The following is a 20,151-nucleotide window of genomic DNA, read 5'->3' on the forward strand; positions in this document are numbered from 1 at the left end:
GTCGTCACGGCTCCGCGTCCGCGCCAGTTCTGGTGGAAGCCGCGCCTGTACGGAGAAGGCTGTTGTTCCCTCGGCCGCTCGAACCTATGGTCGGCGATCGTGACCGCGGCGGCGGGGCTCCTCCTCCGTGACGGACCGCTCGGAAGGGTTGACCATGCGACGAAGCAGAACGTTCCACCTCTCGATCACCGCTGTGATCGCCTGCCTGACCGTCGGGACGGTCGCACCGGCCCCAGTCGCTCCTGCCGCCTCGACGAGTGTCCCGGTCGTCGTGAGCCGCGTCGACGGCATGTCCACGGGATTCCTCAGCGGTGTCGACGTCTCCTCCGTCCTCTCCCTCGAGGAGAGCGGGGTCGTCTTCCGCGAGAGGAGCGGCTCTCCGGCGGATCTCTTCGCCGTCCTCGCTGATGCGGGCGTCACGGCGGTCCGGGTCAGGGTGTGGAACGATCCGTTCGATGACCGCGGCCGAGGCTACGGCGGCGGGAACGTCGACGTCGGGCGAGCCGTCGAGGTCGGCAGACGCGCCACGGCTGCTGGACTGGGAGTGCTGGTCGACTTCCACTACTCCGACTTCTGGGCGGACCCCGGTCGTCAGCTGGCTCCGAAGTCGTGGGCCGGCTCGACGCCGGAGGCGACGGCAGCAGCCGTGCGAGGCTTCACGGTCAGCGCGCTGCGGAGGTTCGAGGACGCCGGCGTCGACGTGCGCGTCGTTCAGGTCGGAAACGAGACGAACACCGGGATGGCCGGCTACTCCCGCGACGCCACATCGATGGACGCCTCCCTCGCAGCGCTCTTCGCAGCGGGTGCTTCCGCCGTGCGGGAAGTGCTGCCGCATGCTCTTGTCGCTCTGCACTTCACGAACCCGGAATCCGTCGGGCGGTACTCGGCGATCGCCGCGGGGCTCCACCGCTTCGGAGTCGACTACGACGTCTTCGCGAGCTCCTACTATCCGTACTGGCACGGCTCGACCGCGAACCTCACCGAGGTGCTGGCCCAGGTCTCACGGACCTACGGCAAGAAGGTGATGGTCGCCGAGACCTCGTGGCCATACACCCTGACGGACGGCGACGGGCATCCGAACGTCATCGCCACTGCTCCCTCTTCGAGCCGGTACCCGATCAGTGTGCAGGGCCAGGCGACGGCTCTCCGGGATGTCGTCGCAGCAGTGCGCGATGTCGGATCGACGGGCATCGGCGTCTTCTACTGGGAGCCGGCCTGGCTGCCCGTCGGTCCTCCATCGGCTCTCGCCGCGAACCGGTCGCTCTGGGAGCGCTTCGGCGCGGGATGGGCGACGAGCCGCGCCGCGGGCTACGACCCGGTCCACGTCGGCGGGAGTCACGGCGGATCGGCCTGGGACAACCAGGCCCTGTTCGCTGCGGACGGCCGTCCCCTTGAATCCCTGCGCACCTTCGAGTACCTTCGCGGCACCCGCGGTTCCCGCGAGGTCTCGACCTCGGAGTGAAGCAGGTGGTCGATCCTCAGTGGTCCCGCCGCACGACCCGGACGCCCTTCCCCGGAACGACCACGGTCCCGTCCACGGTGCTGCCGGTGATGAGCTCGAGCGTGCCGGGGCTCGCGACCGCCGCGTCCGTCTCGGCATGGTTGATGAGGAAGGTGAAGTCCGCGACGTCACCGTGGCGGACGACGACTTCGAGCCCTTCCACTGTCTCGGCGGGTGGAGTGATGCCGGCGTCCGTGAGCAGGGTGTCGACGAAGTCCGCGAGGTCGTCGCCCCGGAGCCGCGTGGAGAGGTACCAGGCCGATCCGTCGCCGAGCACGTTGCGGGTGATCGCCGGTCCTCCGGCAGCTGGTCCGGTGGCGTACCGCGCTCTCTCGACCGCGCCCTCGAGGGCGATGTCGTCGGTCCAGCCGCTTCCTCGCGCTCCGGAGTCGAGCTCGACGACCTCGCCGTCGCGGAGCGGCAGGAACTCGGGGATCGAGAGGCCGAGGACCGCGCGAAGGGCGCCGGGGAAGCCGCCCTCGTGCACGGCGTCGTTCTCGTCGACGATCCCTGAGAAGTAGGAGGCGGCGAACGTGCCGCCGGCGCGGACGTACTCGGTCACGTTCGAGGACGACGTCCGGTCCATCAGGTAGAGCGAGGGGGCGAGGACGAGGCCGTAGCCGCTGAGATCGGAGTGGGGGTGGGCGAAGTCGACCGTGACACCGCGCTTCCAGAGCGCGGAGTAGAAGGCCTCGATCCGCTCGCGGTGATCGAGCTCGACCGAGGGCCGCCACTCCAGATCGTGCGCCCAGAAGGACTCGATGTCCCACAGGATCGCGACGCGAGTCCGGACGACGGAGCCGAGGACCGCTGAGAGGCGGTCGAGGTCGGCGCCGAACTCGACGACCTCCTTCCAGACCCGCGTCCGCGCCCCGGCGTGGGGGAGCATCGCGGAGTGGAACTTCTCGGCTCCGTACCGGGAGGCCCGGAACTGGAAGAAGAGGACCGCGTCGGCCCCGCGCGCGAGATGGCTCGCGGCGTTGCGTGCGAGCTCACCGGGGCGTTTCGCGATGTTGCGCGGCTGCCAGTTCACCGCCGACGTCGAGTGCTCCATGAGGATCCACGGACGCCCTCCGGCGAAAGATCGCGTGAGGTCGGCGTCCATCGCCAGCAGCACGTGGTTGTCGTGGCGCTCTGCGGCCAGGTAGTGGTCGTTCGAGACCAGGTCGACCTCGCTGCTCCATCTCCAGTAGTCGATCGAGGGGCAGTTGGTGGCCATGAAGTTCGTGGTGACCGGCTTGTCCGAGTAGCGCTTGATCGCGTCGCGCTCCGCCGTGAAGCAGGCGAGGAGCGCGTCCGAGGTGAAGCGGGCGAAATCGAGCCGCTGCGTCTGGTTCACGACGGTGGCCGCGACCCGTGGCGCGTCGATCTCGTCCCACTCCCCGTACACCTGGCCCCAGAAGAGCGTGCCCCACGCCGCGTTCAGAGCGCCGAGCGTCGCGTACTTCGCCTGCAGCCAGGCGCGGAAGGCCGCGACAGAGTAGTCGGAGTAGTCCTCGCTGACCGGAGCGCCGTACTCGTTGTGCACGTGCCAGAGGACCACCGCGGGATGCGCGGCGTAGCGCTGCGCGAGCTGCTCCGTGACGGCGACGGCCGCCGCCCGGTACTCGGGCGAGCTCGGGCTGACCATGCCGCGCGAGCCCCGGCCCAGGGTGACGCCCTCCCGGGTGACAGGGTGGGAGTCCGGGTACGCCTTCCAGAACCAGGCGGGCGGGACGGTCGTCGGGGTCGCGAGGTCGACATCGATCCCGGCGCCGTGCAGCAGATCGAGCAGCTCGTCGAGGAACCCGAAGTCGTACCGGCCCTCCTGCGGCTCGAGCAGTGCCCAGGAGAAGATCCCGACGCTGACGAGGTCGACGCCCGCCTCGCGCATCAGGGCGACGTCCTCCGCCCAGACCTCCCGCGGCCACTGCTCGGGGTTGTAGTCGCCTCCGTAACGCAGCCCCGGCCGCCCCGGGATCCACGGAGCCCGGGGGAGCGGACGCCCGTCGGCTCCGGGGAGCCGGTAGCGGAAGGCGGAGGGGGTGTCGCCGGTAGCGGTGGTCATGCGAGCTGTCTCCTTCGGCTGTGCGCGGTCCCAGTGTCGTGCCCTGGTGCGGGTGGCTGCGCCACTGTTGACAGGACCATACACGTATGGCTAACTGTAACCGCTCACAGGGCACGCCGCCGTCCTCCTCCCGAGCGGAGGCGCCGGGGATCGACAAACCAGCTTCTTCAAGGAGGACGAATGCACATCCCGTTCCGCAGGATCCGCTCCCTCGGCGCCGCCGCTGTCACCGGAGCGCTCCTGCTCACCGGTTGCTCCACCGGCTTCGACGACGGAGCCTCGGGCACTGTCGAGCTGACGTATTGGGCCTGGGCGCCGAACCTCGATCAGGTCGTCGACATCTGGAACGAGGACCACCCGGAGATCCAGGTCACCGTCAGCAAGCAGGACGGCGGCGACCCCGCCATCACCAAGCTGCTCACCGCCGTCAAGGCGGGCAGCGGAGCCCCCGATCTGGTTCAGGCCGAGTACCAGAAGATCCCCACCCTCGTCGCGGCGGATGCTCTGGCCGACATCTCCGACGAAGGCGCCGGCGATCTGGAGGGCAGCTTCTCCGACGGCACCTGGTCGGCCGTCACGCTCGGAGGTGACGCCGTCTACGCGATCCCCCAGGACTCGGGGCCGATGATGGCCTACTATCGCGCGGACATCCTCGAGAGCCTCGGCCTCGGCGTCCCGACGACGTGGGAGGAGTACGCCGCGGCCGCGGAGGTCGTCCACGCCTCCGACCCGGCCCGACACCTGGGCACCTTCTCCTCCAACGACGCGGGCTGGTTCGCCGGCCTCGCGCAGCAGGCCGGAGCCTCCTGGTGGTCGACGGACGACCGGAGCTGGGGCGTCGACATCGACGCCGGACCGACCGAGAAGGTCGCGGCCTACTGGGGAGAGCTCGTCGAATCCGGGGCGATCGGCAACACGCCGATGTACACGCCGGAGTGGAACGCAGGGTTGAACGACGGTTCGCAGGTCGGCTGGATCAGCGCCGTCTGGGCACCCGGCGTGCTCAGCGGCAACGCCCCCGACACGAAAGGCGCGTGGATCGCCGCAGCTCTGCCGCAGTGGGACGCCGCGAACCCCTCCAGCGGGAACTGGGGAGGAAGCACCACGGCAGTCACCAGTCAGACGAAGAAGACCGCGGCCGCTGCCGAGTTCGCGACCTGGCTGAACACGGATCCGGTGGCGGTCGCGGCACTCGCCGAGGTCGCGGGCGTCTACCCGGCGGCGACCGAGGCGGCGAGAGCAGCGCTCAGCAGCCCGCCCGACTTCTTCAGCACCCAGGGGGACTTCTCCGACATCGCCGCCGCCGCCTCCGAGTCGGTCGCTCCGTTCACCTACGGGCCGAACGTGAACGTCGCCTTCAGCGCGTACAACGACGAGTTCGCGAAGGCCGCCGCCGCGAGGACGCGGTCCGCCTTCGTCGACGCCGTGGCCGAGATGCAGCGGATCACCTCCGACGACCTCGTGAAGAGCGGCTTCTCCGTGGAGTGACCGGTGCGCGGCCCGCGTCCACCATCGGGCCGCGCGCCTCCCGGCGGCGAGGATCCGGCGCCGCTTCCCGACCGCTCTCGTTCCGAAGGACTCGGCATGGCTCCCCCACCCCTGACTCTCCCGACCGCGCCGCCGAGGAGAGGTCGACTCGGCACCGGCTTCCGCGCCCGAGTACTCGCTCCCTATGCGATGCTCGCACCGGCGATCGTGCTCTTCGCCGCCTTCATGGCCGCGCCGATCCTCTACACCGTCATGCTCAGCTTCCAGAAGAAGCAGGCCGTTGGGCTCGGCCTGGGTTCCGGCGGCCGGAAGCAGGTCTTCGCCGGCATCGAGAACTACCTCGGGTCGCTCAGCGATCCGGAGTTCGGGGCCAGCGTCGGACGGGTGCTCCTCTACGGGCTCGTCCTCATCCCGTGCATGCTCGGTCTCGCGCTCCTCTTCGCTCTCCTCCTCGACGCGAGGCGGGCCCGTGCGGTCTCGTTCTCGAGGGTCTCGATCTTCCTGCCTTACGCCGTACCGGCCGTCATCTCCTCGCTGCTCTGGGGATTCCTCTACCTGCCGGCCGTCTCGCCTTTCGCGTACGTGATTGAGCGGCTGGGCGGGGAAGCCCCCGACATCCTGTCCTCCGGCGCCGTCGTCTTCGGGATCGCGAACATCGCGCTCTGGGGCGGCGTCGGATTCAACATGATCGTCATCCACACCGCCCTCCAGGCCATTCCCTCCGACGTCTACGAGGCGGCACGGATCGACGGGGTGAGCGATCTGCAGATCGCGCTGCGCATCAAGATCCCGATCGTCACCCCCGCTCTGGTGATGACGGCGCTCTTCTCGATGGTCGCAACTCTGCAGGTGTTCGCCGAGCCGACGACGCTGCGACCGCTGACCAACAGCCTCTCGACCTCCTGGTCCCCGCTGATGCTCGTCTACCGGGACGCGTTCACCCGCGACGACATCCACTCCGCCGCCGCGACCTCCGTCGTGATCGCGCTCGCCAGTTTCGCCGTCTCCTTCCTCTTCCTCCGGGTCGTGCAGAAGCGAGCCTTCGGACAGGAGGACTGATCCGTGCCCGGCATCCTTCAGCGGCCCCCCGCCCGCACCGTCGGGCGGACACGGTCCAGGACCGCACGCCGCGACCCCGATCGCGGACGTCCGGGCTGGATCGCGACGACGATCCTGCTGATCGGCGCCGTCTACTGCCTCTTCCCCGTGCTGTGGGTGGTGACGGCGTCCACGAAGAGCGGCGGCGAGCTCTTCTCCACCTTCACGCTCGCGCCCGGCTCGCATCTGATCGACAACGTGGTCGCTCTCGCGCAGTACCGGGGAGGTCTGTTCTGGCGCTGGATGCTGAACACCGCGCTCTACGCGGGCGTCGGTGCAGTGGCCTCTACCTGGGTATCGGCACTGTCGGGATACGTGCTCGCGAAGTTCGACTTCCCAGGCAGGAAGGGCGTCTTCGCCGTCCTGCTGATGGGCGTCCTCGTCCCCGGCGTGATCCTCGCGATCCCTCAGTACTTCCTGCTGGCCGAGGTGGGGCTGACCAACTCGTTCTGGGGAGTGCTGCTGCCGCAGATCATCAGCCCCTACGGCATCTACCTCGCGCGGATCTACGCCGCGGCCGCCGTGCCGACGGAGGTCATCGAGGCCGCCCGGACCGACGGCGCCCGGGAGATGGGGATCTTCACCCGGATCGCCGTTCCGATGCTCCTGCCGGGGCTGGTGACGATCTTCCTCTTCCAGTTCGTCGCGATCTGGAACAACTTCATGCTGCCGTACATCATGCTCGGCGACGACTCGCTCTTCCCGCTCACGGTCGGCCTGAACGGGCTGCTCAACCAGGGCGCCTCCGCGCCGGCGCTCTACACGCTGGTCATCACCGGGGCACTCCTCTCGATCCTGCCGCTGATCGCGATGTTCCTCGTCCTGCAGCGGTTCTGGCGGGTCGACCTGGCGGCCGGGGCGGTGAAGTGACGCGGATGCCTTCGCGCGGAAGAGGCGGGACGCCCTCACGCCCCACGATTCAGGACGTCGCTGTCGAGGCCGGTGTCTCGCGCGGGACGGTCTCGCGCGTGCTGAACGGCGGAAGATGGGTCAGCCCCGAAGCGCACGCGCGAGTGGAGGCGGCGATCACGAGGACCGGCTACCGCGCCAATCCCCACGCCCGGAGCCTGTCCCGCAGCCGCACCGACACGGTGGCCTTCCTCCTCACGGAGGACGCGCGCTCGCTCTTCGAGGATCCGAACTTCGCCACTCTGCTCCGAGGCGCCTCAGCCGCACTCGCGGAGCACGACGTCGCCCTCGTCCTCATCCTCGCGGGGACGGAGCACGAGCAGAGGCGAGCCCTCGCCTACATCGACGCGGGCCACGTCGACGGGGTCCTGCTCATCTCCGCCCACGTCGGCGCACGGCTGCTCACGGACATCCAGAGATCCTCAGTGCCGGCCATCGCCTGCGGCGTGCCGGTCGGCTACGAGAAGCGCATGGGCTACGTCGCCGCCGACGACGAGGAGGGAGCGCGGGAGATGGTCGCTCATCTGCGGAGCCTCGGACACTCGCGCATCGCCACGATCGCCGGACCGCCCGACACTACGGGAGGGATCGCGCGGCTCGCGGGCTACCGCGCGGAGGTGGGCGGTGCGGAGGCGGTGGAGTTCGGCGACTACGGACGGGCCGGTGGGGCCACTGCGATGGAGGCGCTTCTCGCCGCGCATCCCGACATCGACGCCGTCTTCGCCGCCAACGACCGCATGGCAGCAGGCGCTATCGACGCACTCGCCCGGCTCGGCAAGCGTGTGCCGGAGGACGTCGCCGTCGGCGGATTCGACGATTCGGCCGTCGCCCTCACGACGGACCCGCCGCTGACGACCATGCGGCAGCCCTTCGAGCGGATCAGCGCGGAGATGGTCCGCCTCCTCCTGCAGGCGATCGAGGGGGAGCGCCCGGCTGCCATCACCCTGCCTACGGACCTGGTGAGGCGCGGGTCGACCCAGCCCGGCGTGAGCCCCTGACGACGGCGGTGCCGGTCTGGGCCTCGCGATCACCCGGGCGATCCTCGCCCGGGCAGGCGGGACCGTCACCGTCTCGACGTCGTTCACCCGGCCCGCCGGGGGCCGGTCTTCACGGCGACCCTCTCGGTACCGGCCTGACGGCGACTGCCCGGCAGCGGTCATCATGGGAGGCGTGCGCCGGTGGTCGGGTCCGACACCGCAGCACGGGCAGGAGGGAGCGGGAGTGGTCCGGACCCTCGTCCTCACCGCCGTCGCGGCAGCCCTCCTCGCCGCCGCCTGGCACGCGATCGGACCCTCGCGCCCGGTCTTCGCCGTGGTCGGGCAGATGGTCCTCACCGGCTGGGCGGCACTGACCTTCGGTGCGCGCACCCGTCCGCTCGAGCAGTCCTGGTTCGACGTGGGCCGCCGTGAGCCGACGGTGCTGCGGGCGCTCGGGGTCGGCGTCTTCGGTCGGCTGCTCGACGTCGCCGGGTGGAACCGCCTCGTCACCCGCGAGCGCGGCTTCGACGGCACGCGCGCGGGGCTGGCCGCTCTCGATCAGCACACCCGCCGCTCCGAGGCGGTGCACGTCGCGTGCACGGCCGTCGGAGTCGCGCTCGCCCTCGCCGCGACAGTCACGGGTGCGACGGGCGGCGCGGCCTGGCTGCTCGGGTCGACGATCGCCGTTCAGCTCTACCCCGCGCTGCTGCAGCGGCTGGTGCGGGCGCGCATCCAGCGGGCGGGGCGGGCGGCGCGAGGTGCGCTTCACGTCGCGGACGCGGGAGACAGCGCCGCCGGCGGCGGACCGTCCACGGCTCCGGAAGGGCGGTGATCACGGGGTGCCCGACGCGCCGCGATCGTCACCGGGATCGGCCAGGGGATGGCGGCGCGCGAGGACATCGCGAGCCACGTCGGGCGGATCGCGCCGGTCGTCCTCCGCCGCCGTCAGCAGGAGAGCGAGGGCCGTGTCGGCGGGGACCCGCTGCGCTGCGCTGATGAAGCCGACGGCCTGCAGCACGGCGATCGTCCCCGGCGTGAGCGGGGCGCGGGACGCCGCCCAGCGACGGACCTCGGCGTCGTCCGTGTCCCCGGTCAGAGCGTCGGCCAGGGGGCGTGGAGGGAGGCCATGGGCGGGCCGGTCAGTGTCCGAAGCCGTGCTCGAGCTCGACGTCGAAGGTGATGTCGTCCTCGCTCGGCTGCACGGGGAACACTCCCGTGAGCGCCCTGGTGCGTTCGCGGATGCGGGCGACCTCGGCCGTGTTGTCCGGCTCGGGGAGATCGGAGGGAGTGGTCTCGGCGACCAGGGCGGCGCCGGCGTTGAGCAGGAACACCGCCTGCACGGTGCCGCCGTCGGCGCCGATGCCGGTGTACTCCACGCGGTCCGCCGTGCTGCTCGCGGCGAGGGCGACGCCGTACTCGACCAGAGCGTCCGCCGCGTCGTCTCCCACGAGGATCGTCTTGTTCGCGAAGAGGAGGTGCTTCATGCCCCCAGCGTGCGCAGCGCCGAGGCCGACGGGGGAGAGACTTGACAGCTCCTGGGGCGGTCGACAGACGCGACCGCGGCACCCGGTGACGCCCGGTCGTCCTCGGCGTCGCCGAGACGGCACCCGTGGCGTCGGCCGTCCTCTGAGCAGGTCCGCGTCACAGGGACGTGGATCGACGGACCCGTGCTGATGTCGGCCGCCGAGACACCCGGCCGAGAGCAGGGCGACGTGACAGGCGGTGTCAGCGGACCATTCGCCGACGCCCGCGCCGCTTCTCCCCTCTGAGGATCAGGGCCGCGAGGAACGCGGCGAGGAGTGCGCCGATGGTGTTCATGAACCAGTCGTTCGTGTCGCAGGAGCGGCCGATCGCCGGAACGCCCGCCTGGACCAGCTCGATCAGGGCGGACAGGCCGGAGACGGCGGCGGCGACGAGCAGGGGCCGGCCGACCGCGACCGCGAGCAGCAGGGCCCCGGGGAGCGGGAGCGCGATGTTCGCGAGGGTGTCGATGCCGTCGAACGGCACCGAGAACTGCACGGTGCAGAAGACCCGCGGCGTCCCGTCGGGCGGATACACGGTCAGCGCGATCCCCACGACGAAGGCGAGCGCGGCGAGGACGAGAAGAGACCTTTCCGCGCCGCGCCGGTGCAGCAGCCAGGCGATCGCCGTGACCACCGCGACCGCGATCCAGAAGGCGATCGGGACGAGCGCGGCGTGGTCGACGAGGAACGTGCTGATCACGGTGCTCCGCTTCGAGGTGTCGGGGTGGCGGGAGAGGAAGAGGTCTTCCGTTGACGGACGGCCCGCTCACTCCAGGTCGGCCTGTGCCGACGGCCGGCAGGCCTTCGGCGCGAGTCAGCTCCGGAGGGGAGAGCCTGCTGCGTCGAAGCGGTAGCCGCCGAAGGCGCCGCTGAGCAGCGGGCGCGCCGTCGCGATCGCGGCCTGGACCCGGGGGAGGGCGAGGGAGGCCCGATGCGCCTCGGCGCTCTCCCACAGCTCGACGACGAAGACGGTGTCGGGCTGCTCGTCGTCGACCCCGACCTCGTAGAGCAGGCAGCCGGCGTCGACGAGGTCGTCGTTGTGCTCGGTGAGGACGGCGACGAGCTCGTCGCGTCTGCCGGGGACGGCCCCGAGGGTGCCGACGTTCACGAAGGTCATGCCGCGAGGGTACCGCCGAGGACACCGGCGGCGGGTGGCCGTCCCGACGGTCGGAGTGCGGTCGGGACGTCACGCTGGACGGAGTCGCCGTGCTCCCGCCTGCGACCCGCAGACCGATCGCGCTCGGCCCGAGGCCACGCCCGCTCGGGAGGATCGCCTCGCGAGAGAGGATCTCCGGTGGTCTCCGCGACCCCCGTCGTGTCCCACCGGCCAGGCATGGGCGTGCTCGGACCGACGGAGAGCGCCCGATCAGCCGGCGGGCCTGCTGAACAGATTGACGACGTTCCCGTCCGGGTCGCGGACGAGGGCGGAGCGGTTGCCCCACGGCATGGGGCTCGGCGGGAGCACCACGTCCTCGCTCCGGGGTGCGAGCTCGGCGAAGGCGCGGTCGACGTCGGCCACCTCGAACTCGAGCAGGACGGAGCGGTTCGACGCGGGGACGACGGCGCCGTCGAGCATCGCGACCGTCGAGGTGCGGGCGATCGCGAGGGTCGCACCCGCTCCCGTGAACTGCGCGAAGACCGGCGCCGGGCGCTCGGCCGGTCGGCCGACGACCTGCTCGTAGAAGGCGACGAGGCCGTCGAGGTCGTCGGTGACAATGCGGAGGGAGGTGAACGACATGGGGCTCCTTCAGGGCCGGGATGAGGTGATGGCACCAGGCTCGCCGGTCGTCGCGACACCGTCCTGTCGGTGTTTCCGAAGATCGTCCGCGACTCCGCGAGGTCCGCGGCGGCCGTCCCCGGGGCGGGTCAGTCGTCGACGACGGACCGCAGCCGTCCGTACTGGAGCGCGAGGTCCTCGGCTCGCAGGGTGCGCTGCGGAGGCCGCTCGTCGGTCACCTCGACCGACAGCATCTGGTCGCCGCGGAACGCCCTGACCCCCTCCCGCAGCCGGCACCACGCGATCAGGTACCAGTGCTCCTCCTTCCCGATCGAGCCGAGCGGTTCGACGTCGCGGACCGACTCCGCGCCGCTGCTGTCGCGGTAGCGCAGCCGGACGACACGATCCGCTCGGAGGGCCGTCGCGAACTCCGCCGGGACGACCGCCTCCTCCTCGCTCTCGAGGAGGAAGTGCACCCGGGAGGCGACCGCGCCGGCGCGGGCGGCCACGTCGTCCGGCAGGACCGCGAGCGTCTTCCGGGCAGCGGTCAGGGCCGCCTGCCGGAACGGACTGCGCCGCGGCGCACTGAGGCCGATCAGCACGGCGACGGCCTCCTCCACCGTGAACCCGGCCGGACCGAGGGTCGCGGACGCGTCGATGACGTAGCCGCCCGTGCGGCCGGGCTCCGCCCAGATCGGCAGACCCGCCTGCTGCAGCGCGGACAGGTCCCGCTCGATGGTCCGCACCGACACCTCGAACCGCTCGGCGAGACGGCGCGCGCTCCGCGGCCGGGGCGAGACCGCCCGCAACTCCTCGACGAGCCCATACAGACGATCGGTGCGGTTCACCCGACCATCATCCGCCCGAGGCCGCCGCGAGCGCCCGCAGAGCTGGGCTCAGTACTGCGCCTGCTCGTGCACCTCGACCGAGCCGTAGAGGGGGGCGCGTCGGGCGTACCGCACGGCGTCGTCCCGGGTCGGGCAGTCGAGCAGGTAGTAGCCGACGAGGGCGGACCGCTCCTCCGCTCGGGAAGGGGCCGGAGCGCCGCTTTCTCTGCCCGCCACGGTCAGATCCGTCTCGACGGAGACGTCCCCGGAGGCGTCGGCGAAGCGTCCGGAGTCGACGAGGACGCCGTCCGCCTTCAGCGACGCGTCGTAGTCCGCCCAGGCCGCGTAGTCCTCGGGCGCATCGCCCCCGGCGTAGCTGCCGTCCGACCGCATCACGAGCATGATCTTCATCGCGCCTCCTGGTTCATCCGACCACCGTTCCCCCGGCGGCCGCCTCCGCGGTCGGATCGCCCCCGGGAACCGGCACGCCGAGCCTCCGACCATTCCGGGTCGAGGTGACCGTGCAGGGAAGGGATCGCTACGGAGCGGGATCGTCCGCGTCGAGGGCCTGCTGGAGGAGCCGGAGCGCCTTCGGCCCGACTCCGTGGAGGGTTGCGAGACGGTCGAGGCCCACCCGCCTCACGTCGTCCACATCGTGCACGCCCGCGTCCTCGAGCGCACGGGTGGCCGGGGCGCCGACGGCGGGAAGCGGTCGCGGATCCATACGTCCGACACTACGAACCGGACGACCGTGCCGACAGCCGATCATTCGGCGACTTCTGGCGGCGGGTGATTCCGGCGGCTGCCGTCACGACAGCAGCGGCGGCGAAGGCGACCATCGTGCCCGGCCCGTCGAGCAGCGCTCCGAGCCCCACTGCGCCCACGGCCTGTCCGGCGATCAGCACTACGAAGAGCAGGGCCGTGCCGGTCGCCGCGCGGTCCGAGTCGAGAGCGGCGGTCCAGGCGATGAGCGACCCGGTGGCGGCGGTGTATCCCCATCCGAAGAGCAGGCAGGCCGCGAGGGCGGACGGAGTGTCGGCGGCGAGCGCCAGGCCCAGAGTTCCCGCGGCGGCGGTCGCGGTGGTGATGGTCCACGCGGTGCGAGGCGACAGGGTACTGGTCCAGCGGGCGGTGGCGATCGCGACGGCGGGGCGCGAGCCGCTGCGTCGAGCGAGACCTGTCGTCCGCCCGGCCCGTGCTCGTGGTGCCGGAAGGCCGTCGACCGTTCCGCCGATCGGAGGTCGGCACGACGCTCCGGAGGGACTCGAGAACGAGGGACGGATCAGACCACTGTCTCGATAGCCTCTGGATCGAGACGCCCGGTCTCACGCCCTCCTCCTGCCACCGAGGCAGGGCCCTGCAGCCCCGAGAGGACCGCTATGAGCTTCCCGCCTGTCGATTACGCCACGTACCAGGCCCTGCGTGACGAGGACATCAGCCATCCCGATGTCGAGGGAGGGGGCTGGAAGCTCGGGCACGCGACGTCCTGGGCGAGGTGGGGCGAGCGCGGTGACCTGGCCGGCCCCGTCACGGCGAGCAGTCCCGAGGAGTTCGTCGAGCTGCAGCCCATGACGACATCCGTCGTGCTGTTCGCGATCAACTGGGGCGGGAAGAACCCTCCCTCCGACCCGACGTTCTGGCAGACCTTCCATTCGCCCGGTCATCGGGGCGACGGCGCACTCCGGAACAGTGTGCGCGCCGCCTACGACGAGGTCCTCGACTCGAGTGCGCCTGTCGCCTACATGTCGGACGTCTTCAAACTGGTTCCGACCCGTGACGCGGGGGCTCTTCGGACGACTCTGCGCGACGAGCAGCAGGCGGGCAGGGACCACGTCGAACGCTGCGCCGAGCTGCTGACCTGGGAGCTGACCACCTGTCGCGAAGGAGCCGACGGCCGGACGCCGGTGGTGGTCGGCATGGGCGACGCCGCGTTCGAATGGCTGTCGGGCACAGGACCGGACACCCGGATCGCCGAAGCACTGGAGAAGGCTCTCGGACCCGACGCCCGGTCGTTCGTGAGGAGGATGCCCCACTACACGTTCGGATCGGCCACCAACCACGAGAGGACGACAGCGCTGACCCGCATCCTTCGGGAGGTTCTCGACGACCTCTGAATCCGCGGCTGATGCTCTCGCTGGTCGCGACTGCTGCCGGACTCCGGGGTCCCGACGCCCTCCTGCGGTCCGCTGCCGACGCCTCGTGGTCGTGGTCCCGGGTGGAGGGAGAGGGCGCCCGGGCGAGGTCGTCCGCTCAGGCCGCGGGAGCCGGACGCGGAGGCGCCGTGCTGCCACGTTCGACGATCTCAGGGCCGAGGAGGCGCACGACGTACGCCTCCTCGGTGTCGGTCGCGCCTTCGATCCGGCGGACGAGCTGACGCACCGCCATGCTCCCTAGCCGGTCGGGTGCGCTCTCCACGAAGGAGTAGGGGAGCGAGAAGGTGCGCGCGAACTCCTCCGAGAACCGGCCGAGCACGGAGACGTCCTCCGGGCTCCTCGTGCTCCGCGCTCCCAGAACGCTCGGAAGTGCCGCTGCGGCCGCCTCGTTGTTGACGAGCAGGCCCGTCGCCCGAGGGTGCGCGTCGAGCAGGTCTCCGAGCGCCCGGCCGACGTCCGGCTGGGTGGAGGGCGCGAACGACGTGTGCAGTCGGATGCCGTGGGCGTCGGCGGCCTCGAGAGCGGCGTCCTGCAGGCGCCAGACGTAGGCGCCGCCGCGATCGACGACGTGCTGGGGCGGGGACACGAGCACGAGCTCCCGATGCCCGAGGGCGTGGAAGTGCTCGATCATCGCGCGACCGGTCTCCTCGAAGTCGAGGTCGAAGACGTCGACGCCGGAGCAGTCCCTCGGCAGGCCGACGAGGGCGCCCGGCTGCCGGGCGTTGCGCAGGATGTCCAGCCGCGGATCGTCCACGGCGACGTTGAGCAGGACGATCCCGTCGACCATGCGGGAGTCGCTGATGCGTCGCAGGGCGCTCGTGCCGTCGGCGTCGGTGACCAGCAGGATGTCGTATCCGAGCTCGCGGGCCATGTTCGAGACGCCGAGGGTGTACTGCAGCATCGCGGGGGCGAACTCGTCCTCGAGGAACTGCGCCAGCAGGCCGATGACCCGGGTCTGCGAGGTCGCCAGCGATCGCGCGCCCGCGTTGGGCGTGAACTCCAGGCGACGAGCCGCAGCGAGCACTCGCCGGCGCACTTCGGCCGAGATCGGGCGGTTGCCCGAGAACGCGTAGGACGCGGTGCTGCGGGAGACGCCCGCTTCGCGGGCGACGTCTGCGATGGTGGCCACTGTCGTTCTCCTCGGAGGCTGTCGGACGGCGAGGACCGGTCGGACTGCTGCCGGCTCTCCGCTCAGGTGCAGGAGAGCACGCGGCGGTCGCACCTCATGCTCCTGCATCCAGGGGCCGCTGCCGGTCCGGGTGGGGGGCGCCCCAGCTGCGCCCAGCCTGCCGTGGCATGCCCCGCACACGCTCGAGGCGCCCCGTACGGATACGGGGCGCCTCGAGGTCCGGGTCAGTTCAGGGTGAACTGGACGGTGGTGGTGTTCCCGGCGACGTCGTGGACGACCATGGTGTTGGCACCCTTGACCGCGCCGAAGACGCCCGGCTTGATGAAGTTCACGTCGGACCACGCGTTGTCGGTGAGATCCTTCACGCGACCGTTGATGACCGCCCTGTCGATCCTGCCCGCGTCGTACAGCTTGAAGCTCACCTGGTCGTAGACGCCCTTCTCACCGGTGGTGAAGGAGGGCTCGGTCTTGACCGTGGCCGTCGGCGCCGTGCTGTCCAGCGTCACCGCGAAGGTCTTCGTGGGCGCGATGTTGCCCGCGAGATCCTCCGCGTTGTACTTGACGGTGTAGTTCCCGTCGGGCAGCTGCACCGTGGCCGAGTGCGATCCGGTCCTCGCTCCACCGGCGACCGGGGACTGCGTGCTCGTGACGAGCTTGCCGTCCTTGTAGATGTTGGCCACGATGCGCTTCAGTCCGAGGTCGTCCGTCGCGTCGACCTGGACGGCCAGTGCGGAGAAGGGGCCCGCCGTGGTGGGCGACACCAGCGTGACCGCCGGCTTGGTCGTGTCGGCGACGGCGACCGGCGTGAGCGTCCAGAACCGGTCGGCGGTCTGGGCGTCGGTCGCGGTGCTGGTGGTGGCCCCGTCGGTTCCGAGCACGATGGTCCCGTTCCGGTTGTTCCCCGAGGAGTCCTGGAGCGCGGCTCCGGACGCCTCGTCGAACGCGTACTGCGCGACGGTGCCCGCCGCCGCCCGGCCGCCGGCCAGAGCGGCCACGTCGGCCGCGGACAGCGCCCGGTCGTAGACGGCGAAGTCGTCGATCGCGCCGTCGTAGGCCGGGTCCCCGTACTGCGACTTGCCCAGGTAGTTCCGGTTGGTGTTCCCGAGAGCCGACGGCTTCACCGTCATGTTCGGGTTCGTGGCGACGACCGTGCCGTTGAGGTACATCGTGCCCTGCGTGCCCGAGACGGTGACGACCACGTTCGACCACTGGTTGAGCGGGAAGTTCTGACCGCCGTAGGTCAGTCGCTGCTCGCCTCCGGCGCCGGTGTTCGTGATGGCGAACCGCGGTCCGGCACCCCCGGCGTTGAGAGTGAGGAACATGTTGACGTTCTGGCCCGTGCCGAAGTCGAAGACGCGGGAGTAGTTCGTCAGCGACGCCGGCTTGATCCAGGTCGAGACGGACCAGTCGCCGGTGAGTCCGCTGACGATTCCGCTGGGGAGCGACCCGTACGACGCCGTCTTGCAGAAGTCCAGTGCCGTGCCGAACCTGCCCGGCTGGCGGGCTCCGCTGACCTGGCAGTTGGACGTCGGTGCGCCGTCGGACCACTGGATGACCGCAGCGCCCGCGTCCTTGCTCAGGTTGAGGACCCCGAGCGTCTTGCCCGTCGCGTAGTTCGCGAGGCGGACCTTCCCCTTCCCGTCGGGGATGAGCTGCCACAGCTGCTCGTCTCCGCCGTTCGCGTCGGCGATCACCGCGGCTGCTCCGTTGGACGCTGCGGCGCCCGCGATGGTCAGGGCGCGCCCGCTGGGGGTGTGGACGACGCGGTAGAGGCCCTGGCCCGCTGCCGTGATCCTCCACGCCTGTCCGGTCGCGGTCGTGGAGTCGGCCTGGACGACCGGCGTCCCGTTCGCGGTCGCGCCGCCCTGCGTGGCGAGCTGCAGACCGGAGTTCGCGTTGCCCACGGTGTAGTCGCCCGCCAGGCTGGTCGGGCTCTTCTCCGGGGTGACGATCACCTGGTAGCCGTAGGTCGGGTTCATCACGATGGGCACCGTGATCGATCCGTCGGCGGCGACCTCGTAGGTCGTGTTCGAGATGGTGACCGGGCCGTCGGTCTTCACCGTGCGGCCGTAGGAGGCGGTGAAGTCCACCTGGACGTCGACCTTCGAGCCGAGCGACAGCTCGTCGAGCCCGTTGACCTTGATGGACGTGGCTCCGGTGTTGCCACCGGCGATGACGCGCACTTCGTCGCCCTCGTCGCTGACGGAGGCGGCGCCGTCGAGCGGGCTCTCGTTCGACGGCGGCGTGGTGGTAACCATCTGGCCGCTCATCTGGGCGTACCAGGTGTAGAGCCAGTACGCGCCGTTGGGGTCGCCGTTCCGTCCGGTGAGGAGGTCGCCCAGGGCGCCCGACTGGTTCCAGAACGGGAGCTCGGCGCGGGTGATCCCGTAGCGCTCGAGCTTCGCGATGTATCCGACCAGCGGGCCGGACAGGCCGACCTCGGCGGGTGCCGCGTACTCGGTGATGTCGATGGGCGGCTCGGGGAGGTCGAGGTCGTCGAGGATCGCCCGGACCTTCTCGACGTCGCCCTTGATCTTCGAGGAGCGGATCAGCTCGTGCCACTCGAGGACGTCCGGGAGGGTGTCGGTCGCCTTCGCGTGCTCGTAGAACGCGCGCATGTTCGTGATGTTGTCGGAGTAGGCGGGGCCCTGGATCGGCATCTCGGGGTCGAGGGTGCGGATCAGACGGTAGGTCTCGGTCCAGAGATCGAAGAAGGAGCCGTTCGACGCCTGCCAGGTGATATCGGGCTCGTTCCAGATGGCATAGGCGACGATGTTCGTCTTGCCGGACGCCTGGGTGTCCTCGACCATCTTCTCGACGGCCGGGAGCCAGGAGGCCTTGTCGTATCGATAGGGCCAGCCGGGCAGGTAGTCCACCAGGCGGACGACGACGCCCGCACCGGCCGACTTCGCGGTGTCGGCGACCGACAGGGCGTCACCGGTCGGCTGCTGGGTGCCCCCCTCGGGCTTCTGCACGAAGGTGTGCGGCTTGATGGGGAGGATCTTGTCGAGGGACGGGACGCCGGCGCTCGCCAGTCCGTACAGGGACCCGCTGGCCATGTGAGTGACGGGACGGAAGGGCTGGTCGGCCTCCACGACGAGCGTGGCTGCGGCTCCGGGTGCCGCCTCCGCGGGAGCGCCCACGGCGAGGACGCTCCCCGCTGCGACGACCGCCGCTGAGACGACTGCTGCGAGGACACGACGCCCGCGGGTCCGACGGCGCAGTCGCCGGTCGGCATCCGTGGGAGGCGTCTCGCGTAGAGCGATGGATCTGTTCATCTGCTGTATCTCCATTGATCGAGCGATTGGTAGAACCTGTCCGCACAGTGCTGCATAGATCATCGAACCGGTTCGATGTGGATTAAAGCATTAACGGGCCGAGGCCTCAATACCTCTGGGCTCTTCGAGCCTTTCGCGCCTGATGCGACATGATGCGTTCGTATCTTTCCGACACCTCTGCACCAGAAGTTGCGAAAGCTTATGAGGACCGTCGAGTGGCGCGGGAAAGAGCTGTCGACGGCGTCTCGTCCTGGGCGCGTCTCACGGGGAGGACCGTGCGGGAGCGGATCCTGGCTGGGCCGCATCGTCCAAGGTCTCGGCCCGGACCGTTCGCCGGGGCGGGGTCGAGGGAGAAGCCCCTCCGCCGCGACGAGCGGCAGAGCAGCGACCCCCAAGCGGTTCGGACCTCTACCGTTGCACCCGTGCCCCTCCTTCTCGCCGACCTGCTGTCGTGAGAGCGCTCGTCGCCTGGCTCGAGCACCGCCAGATCCCGCTCTACCTCGCCGCGATCGCCGTCGGCGCCGCTCTCGGACTGCTGCTGCCCGCCGCGCACCACCTCGAGGTCGCGATCGAACCGGTGCTCGCGCTGCTGCTGTTCGCCACGTTCCTCGGGGTCCCGTTCGCCGCGATCGGACGGTCTCTGCGCGACGGCCGCTTCCTCGCCGCGGTCGGGGTGCTGAACTTCGTCGTCGTGCCGCTCGTCGCCTACGGGCTGTCCCGATTCGTCGCCGACACTCCGGTGCTGCTGTTCGGGGTCCTCCTGGTGCTCCTGACGCCGTGCATCGACTACGTGATCGTGTTCGCCGGGCTCGCCGGAGGGGCGTCCGACCGGCTGCTCGCCGCCGCACCGCTGCTGATGCTCGCGCAGATCCTCCTCCTCCCCGTGTATCTGCTGCTCTTCATCGGTCCTGCGGGGGTGGCGGTGGTCGACGCCGGTCCGTTCGCGCGGGCGTTCCTGCTGCTGATCGTGGTGCCGTTGTCTGCGGCCGGGCTGGTGCAGGCCCTCGCGCGCCGACACGTGTCCGGCCGGATCGTCGAGACCACGATGCTCGGGCTCATGGTGCCGCTCATGACGGCCACGCTCTTCACCGTCGTCGCCTCCCAGGCCGGCGCCGTGGGCGCCTCGGCCGGCCGGCTTCTCGTCCTCGTCCCGCTCTACGCGGGATTCCTCGTGGTCATGACCGCTCTGGGGCTCGGTGCTGGACGCGTCTTCCGACTCGACGTGCCCGCGACGCGCGCCCTCGTGTTCAGCGGCGCGACCCGCAACTCGCTCGTCGTGCTGCCCCTCGCACTCGCGCTCCCGGCACCGCTGTCGCTCGCGCCCGTCGTCGTCGTCACGCAGACTCTCGTGGAACTCGTCGGCATGGTCGTCCTCGTCCGACTGCTCCCTCGGCTCGCCCGAGACCGAGCAGCGCGGGCCGGCCCGGTCTGACGCGGACTCACCAGCGCCCGAGACGACTCGGGCCTGCAGAAGGGTTGCCCCGGGGAGTCGCCCGGGAGGTGC

Annotated in this window: 20 protein-coding genes; 8 read left to right on the forward strand and 12 right to left on the reverse strand. The window is 70.7% G+C overall.

Annotated elements, in window-relative coordinates; genetic code table 11:
* The first annotated feature begins 154 nt into the window (after window positions 1–154).
* Complete coding sequence (locus tag C5C36_RS09520; RefSeq protein WP_104223281.1) at window positions 155–1,462, forward strand: glycosyl hydrolase 53 family protein; 1,308 nt, start codon at window positions 155–157, stop codon at window positions 1,460–1,462.
* Between the two features lie 16 nt (window positions 1,463–1,478).
* On the opposite strand, the gene C5C36_RS09525 is transcribed toward C5C36_RS09520, so the two are convergent.
* Entirely contained in the window at window positions 1,479–3,548 is a 2,070-nt protein-coding gene (locus C5C36_RS09525) for a beta-galactosidase (RefSeq protein ID WP_104309642.1), read from the reverse strand.
* A gap of 180 nt (window positions 3,549–3,728) precedes the next feature.
* Between C5C36_RS09525 and C5C36_RS09530 the strand changes: the two genes are divergently transcribed.
* From C5C36_RS09530 to C5C36_RS09550, 5 genes are all read left to right on the forward strand, one after another.
* A complete protein-coding gene (locus C5C36_RS09530) occupies window positions 3,729–5,036 on the forward strand; it encodes an ABC transporter substrate-binding protein (protein WP_104309643.1) in 1,308 nt (435 codons plus the stop codon).
* Between the two features lie 96 nt (window positions 5,037–5,132).
* Window positions 5,133–6,095 carry a carbohydrate ABC transporter permease gene (locus tag C5C36_RS09535; protein WP_104309644.1) on the forward strand — a complete coding sequence of 321 codons (963 nt, stop codon included), beginning with the start codon at window positions 5,133–5,135 and terminating at the stop codon, window positions 6,093–6,095.
* A gap of 99 nt (window positions 6,096–6,194) precedes the next feature.
* Entirely contained in the window at window positions 6,195–7,004 is an 810-nt protein-coding gene (locus C5C36_RS09540; RefSeq protein WP_258062243.1) for a carbohydrate ABC transporter permease, read from the forward strand.
* Window positions 7,005–7,009: 5 nt separating this feature from the next.
* Window positions 7,010–8,041 carry a LacI family DNA-binding transcriptional regulator gene (locus C5C36_RS09545; RefSeq protein ID WP_104309645.1) on the forward strand — a complete coding sequence of 344 codons (1,032 nt, stop codon included), beginning with the start codon at window positions 7,010–7,012 and terminating at the stop codon, window positions 8,039–8,041.
* 223 nt (window positions 8,042–8,264) lie between these two features.
* Window positions 8,265–8,852, forward strand: coding sequence for a hypothetical protein (locus C5C36_RS09550; RefSeq protein ID WP_104309646.1), 588 nt, complete (start codon window positions 8,265–8,267; stop codon window positions 8,850–8,852).
* Here C5C36_RS09550 and C5C36_RS09555 read toward each other — a convergent pair whose 3' ends face one another.
* The 9 genes from C5C36_RS09555 to C5C36_RS17600 form a co-directional block, all read right to left on the reverse strand.
* A complete protein-coding gene (locus C5C36_RS09555; RefSeq protein WP_104233977.1) occupies window positions 8,853–9,038 on the reverse strand; it encodes a hypothetical protein in 186 nt (61 codons plus the stop codon).
* Window positions 9,039–9,159: 121 nt separating this feature from the next.
* Window positions 9,160–9,504 (reverse strand): hypothetical protein, encoded by a 345-nt coding sequence (locus C5C36_RS09560; protein WP_104309647.1) that lies wholly within the window; start codon window positions 9,502–9,504, stop codon window positions 9,160–9,162.
* 241 nt (window positions 9,505–9,745) lie between these two features.
* Window positions 9,746–10,243 carry a VanZ family protein gene (locus tag C5C36_RS09565; RefSeq protein WP_104309648.1) on the reverse strand — a complete coding sequence of 166 codons (498 nt, stop codon included), beginning with the start codon at window positions 10,241–10,243 and terminating at the stop codon, window positions 9,746–9,748.
* 114 nt (window positions 10,244–10,357) lie between these two features.
* Window positions 10,358–10,660: a putative quinol monooxygenase gene (locus C5C36_RS09570; protein WP_104226533.1), complete on the reverse strand. Its 303-nt coding sequence runs from the start codon at window positions 10,658–10,660 to the stop codon at window positions 10,358–10,360.
* 249 nt (window positions 10,661–10,909) lie between these two features.
* Window positions 10,910–11,281: a VOC family protein gene (locus C5C36_RS09575; protein ID WP_104309649.1), complete on the reverse strand. Its 372-nt coding sequence runs from the start codon at window positions 11,279–11,281 to the stop codon at window positions 10,910–10,912.
* Between the two features lie 128 nt (window positions 11,282–11,409).
* Window positions 11,410–12,108, reverse strand: a complete 699-nt coding sequence (locus tag C5C36_RS09580) for a YafY family protein (RefSeq protein ID WP_104309650.1) — start codon at window positions 12,106–12,108, stop codon at window positions 11,410–11,412.
* 48 nt (window positions 12,109–12,156) lie between these two features.
* A complete protein-coding gene (locus tag C5C36_RS09585; protein WP_181133800.1) occupies window positions 12,157–12,498 on the reverse strand; it encodes a YciI family protein in 342 nt (113 codons plus the stop codon).
* A 127-nt stretch (window positions 12,499–12,625) separates the two neighbouring features.
* Window positions 12,626–12,811: a DNA-binding protein gene (locus C5C36_RS09590; RefSeq protein ID WP_104223264.1), complete on the reverse strand. Its 186-nt coding sequence runs from the start codon at window positions 12,809–12,811 to the stop codon at window positions 12,626–12,628.
* A gap of 10 nt (window positions 12,812–12,821) precedes the next feature.
* On the reverse strand, window positions 12,822–12,992 hold the full coding sequence (locus tag C5C36_RS17600) for a hypothetical protein (RefSeq protein ID WP_181065424.1): 171 nt from the start codon (window positions 12,990–12,992) through the stop codon (window positions 12,822–12,824).
* Window positions 12,993–13,466: 474 nt separating this feature from the next.
* Between C5C36_RS17600 and C5C36_RS09595 the strand changes: the two genes are divergently transcribed.
* Entirely contained in the window at window positions 13,467–14,201 is a 735-nt protein-coding gene (locus tag C5C36_RS09595) for a hypothetical protein (protein WP_104223263.1), read from the forward strand.
* 136 nt (window positions 14,202–14,337) lie between these two features.
* Here C5C36_RS09595 and C5C36_RS09600 read toward each other — a convergent pair whose 3' ends face one another.
* Entirely contained in the window at window positions 14,338–15,369 is a 1,032-nt protein-coding gene (locus tag C5C36_RS09600; RefSeq protein WP_104226529.1) for a LacI family DNA-binding transcriptional regulator, read from the reverse strand.
* 224 nt (window positions 15,370–15,593) lie between these two features.
* Window positions 15,594–18,428 carry a LamG-like jellyroll fold domain-containing protein gene (locus C5C36_RS09605; RefSeq protein ID WP_219814893.1) on the reverse strand — a complete coding sequence of 945 codons (2,835 nt, stop codon included), beginning with the start codon at window positions 18,426–18,428 and terminating at the stop codon, window positions 15,594–15,596.
* Window positions 18,429–19,098: 670 nt separating this feature from the next.
* Here C5C36_RS09605 and C5C36_RS09610 point away from each other — a divergent pair.
* Window positions 19,099–20,079 carry an arsenic resistance protein gene (locus tag C5C36_RS09610; RefSeq protein WP_104309653.1) on the forward strand — a complete coding sequence of 327 codons (981 nt, stop codon included), beginning with the start codon at window positions 19,099–19,101 and terminating at the stop codon, window positions 20,077–20,079.
* The last annotated feature ends 72 nt before the right edge of the window (window positions 20,080–20,151 follow it).

Source organism: Rathayibacter sp. AY1G1 (genome assembly GCF_002932095.1).
In the GTDB taxonomy this organism is placed as follows: Bacteria; Actinomycetota; Actinomycetes; order Actinomycetales; family Microbacteriaceae; genus Rathayibacter.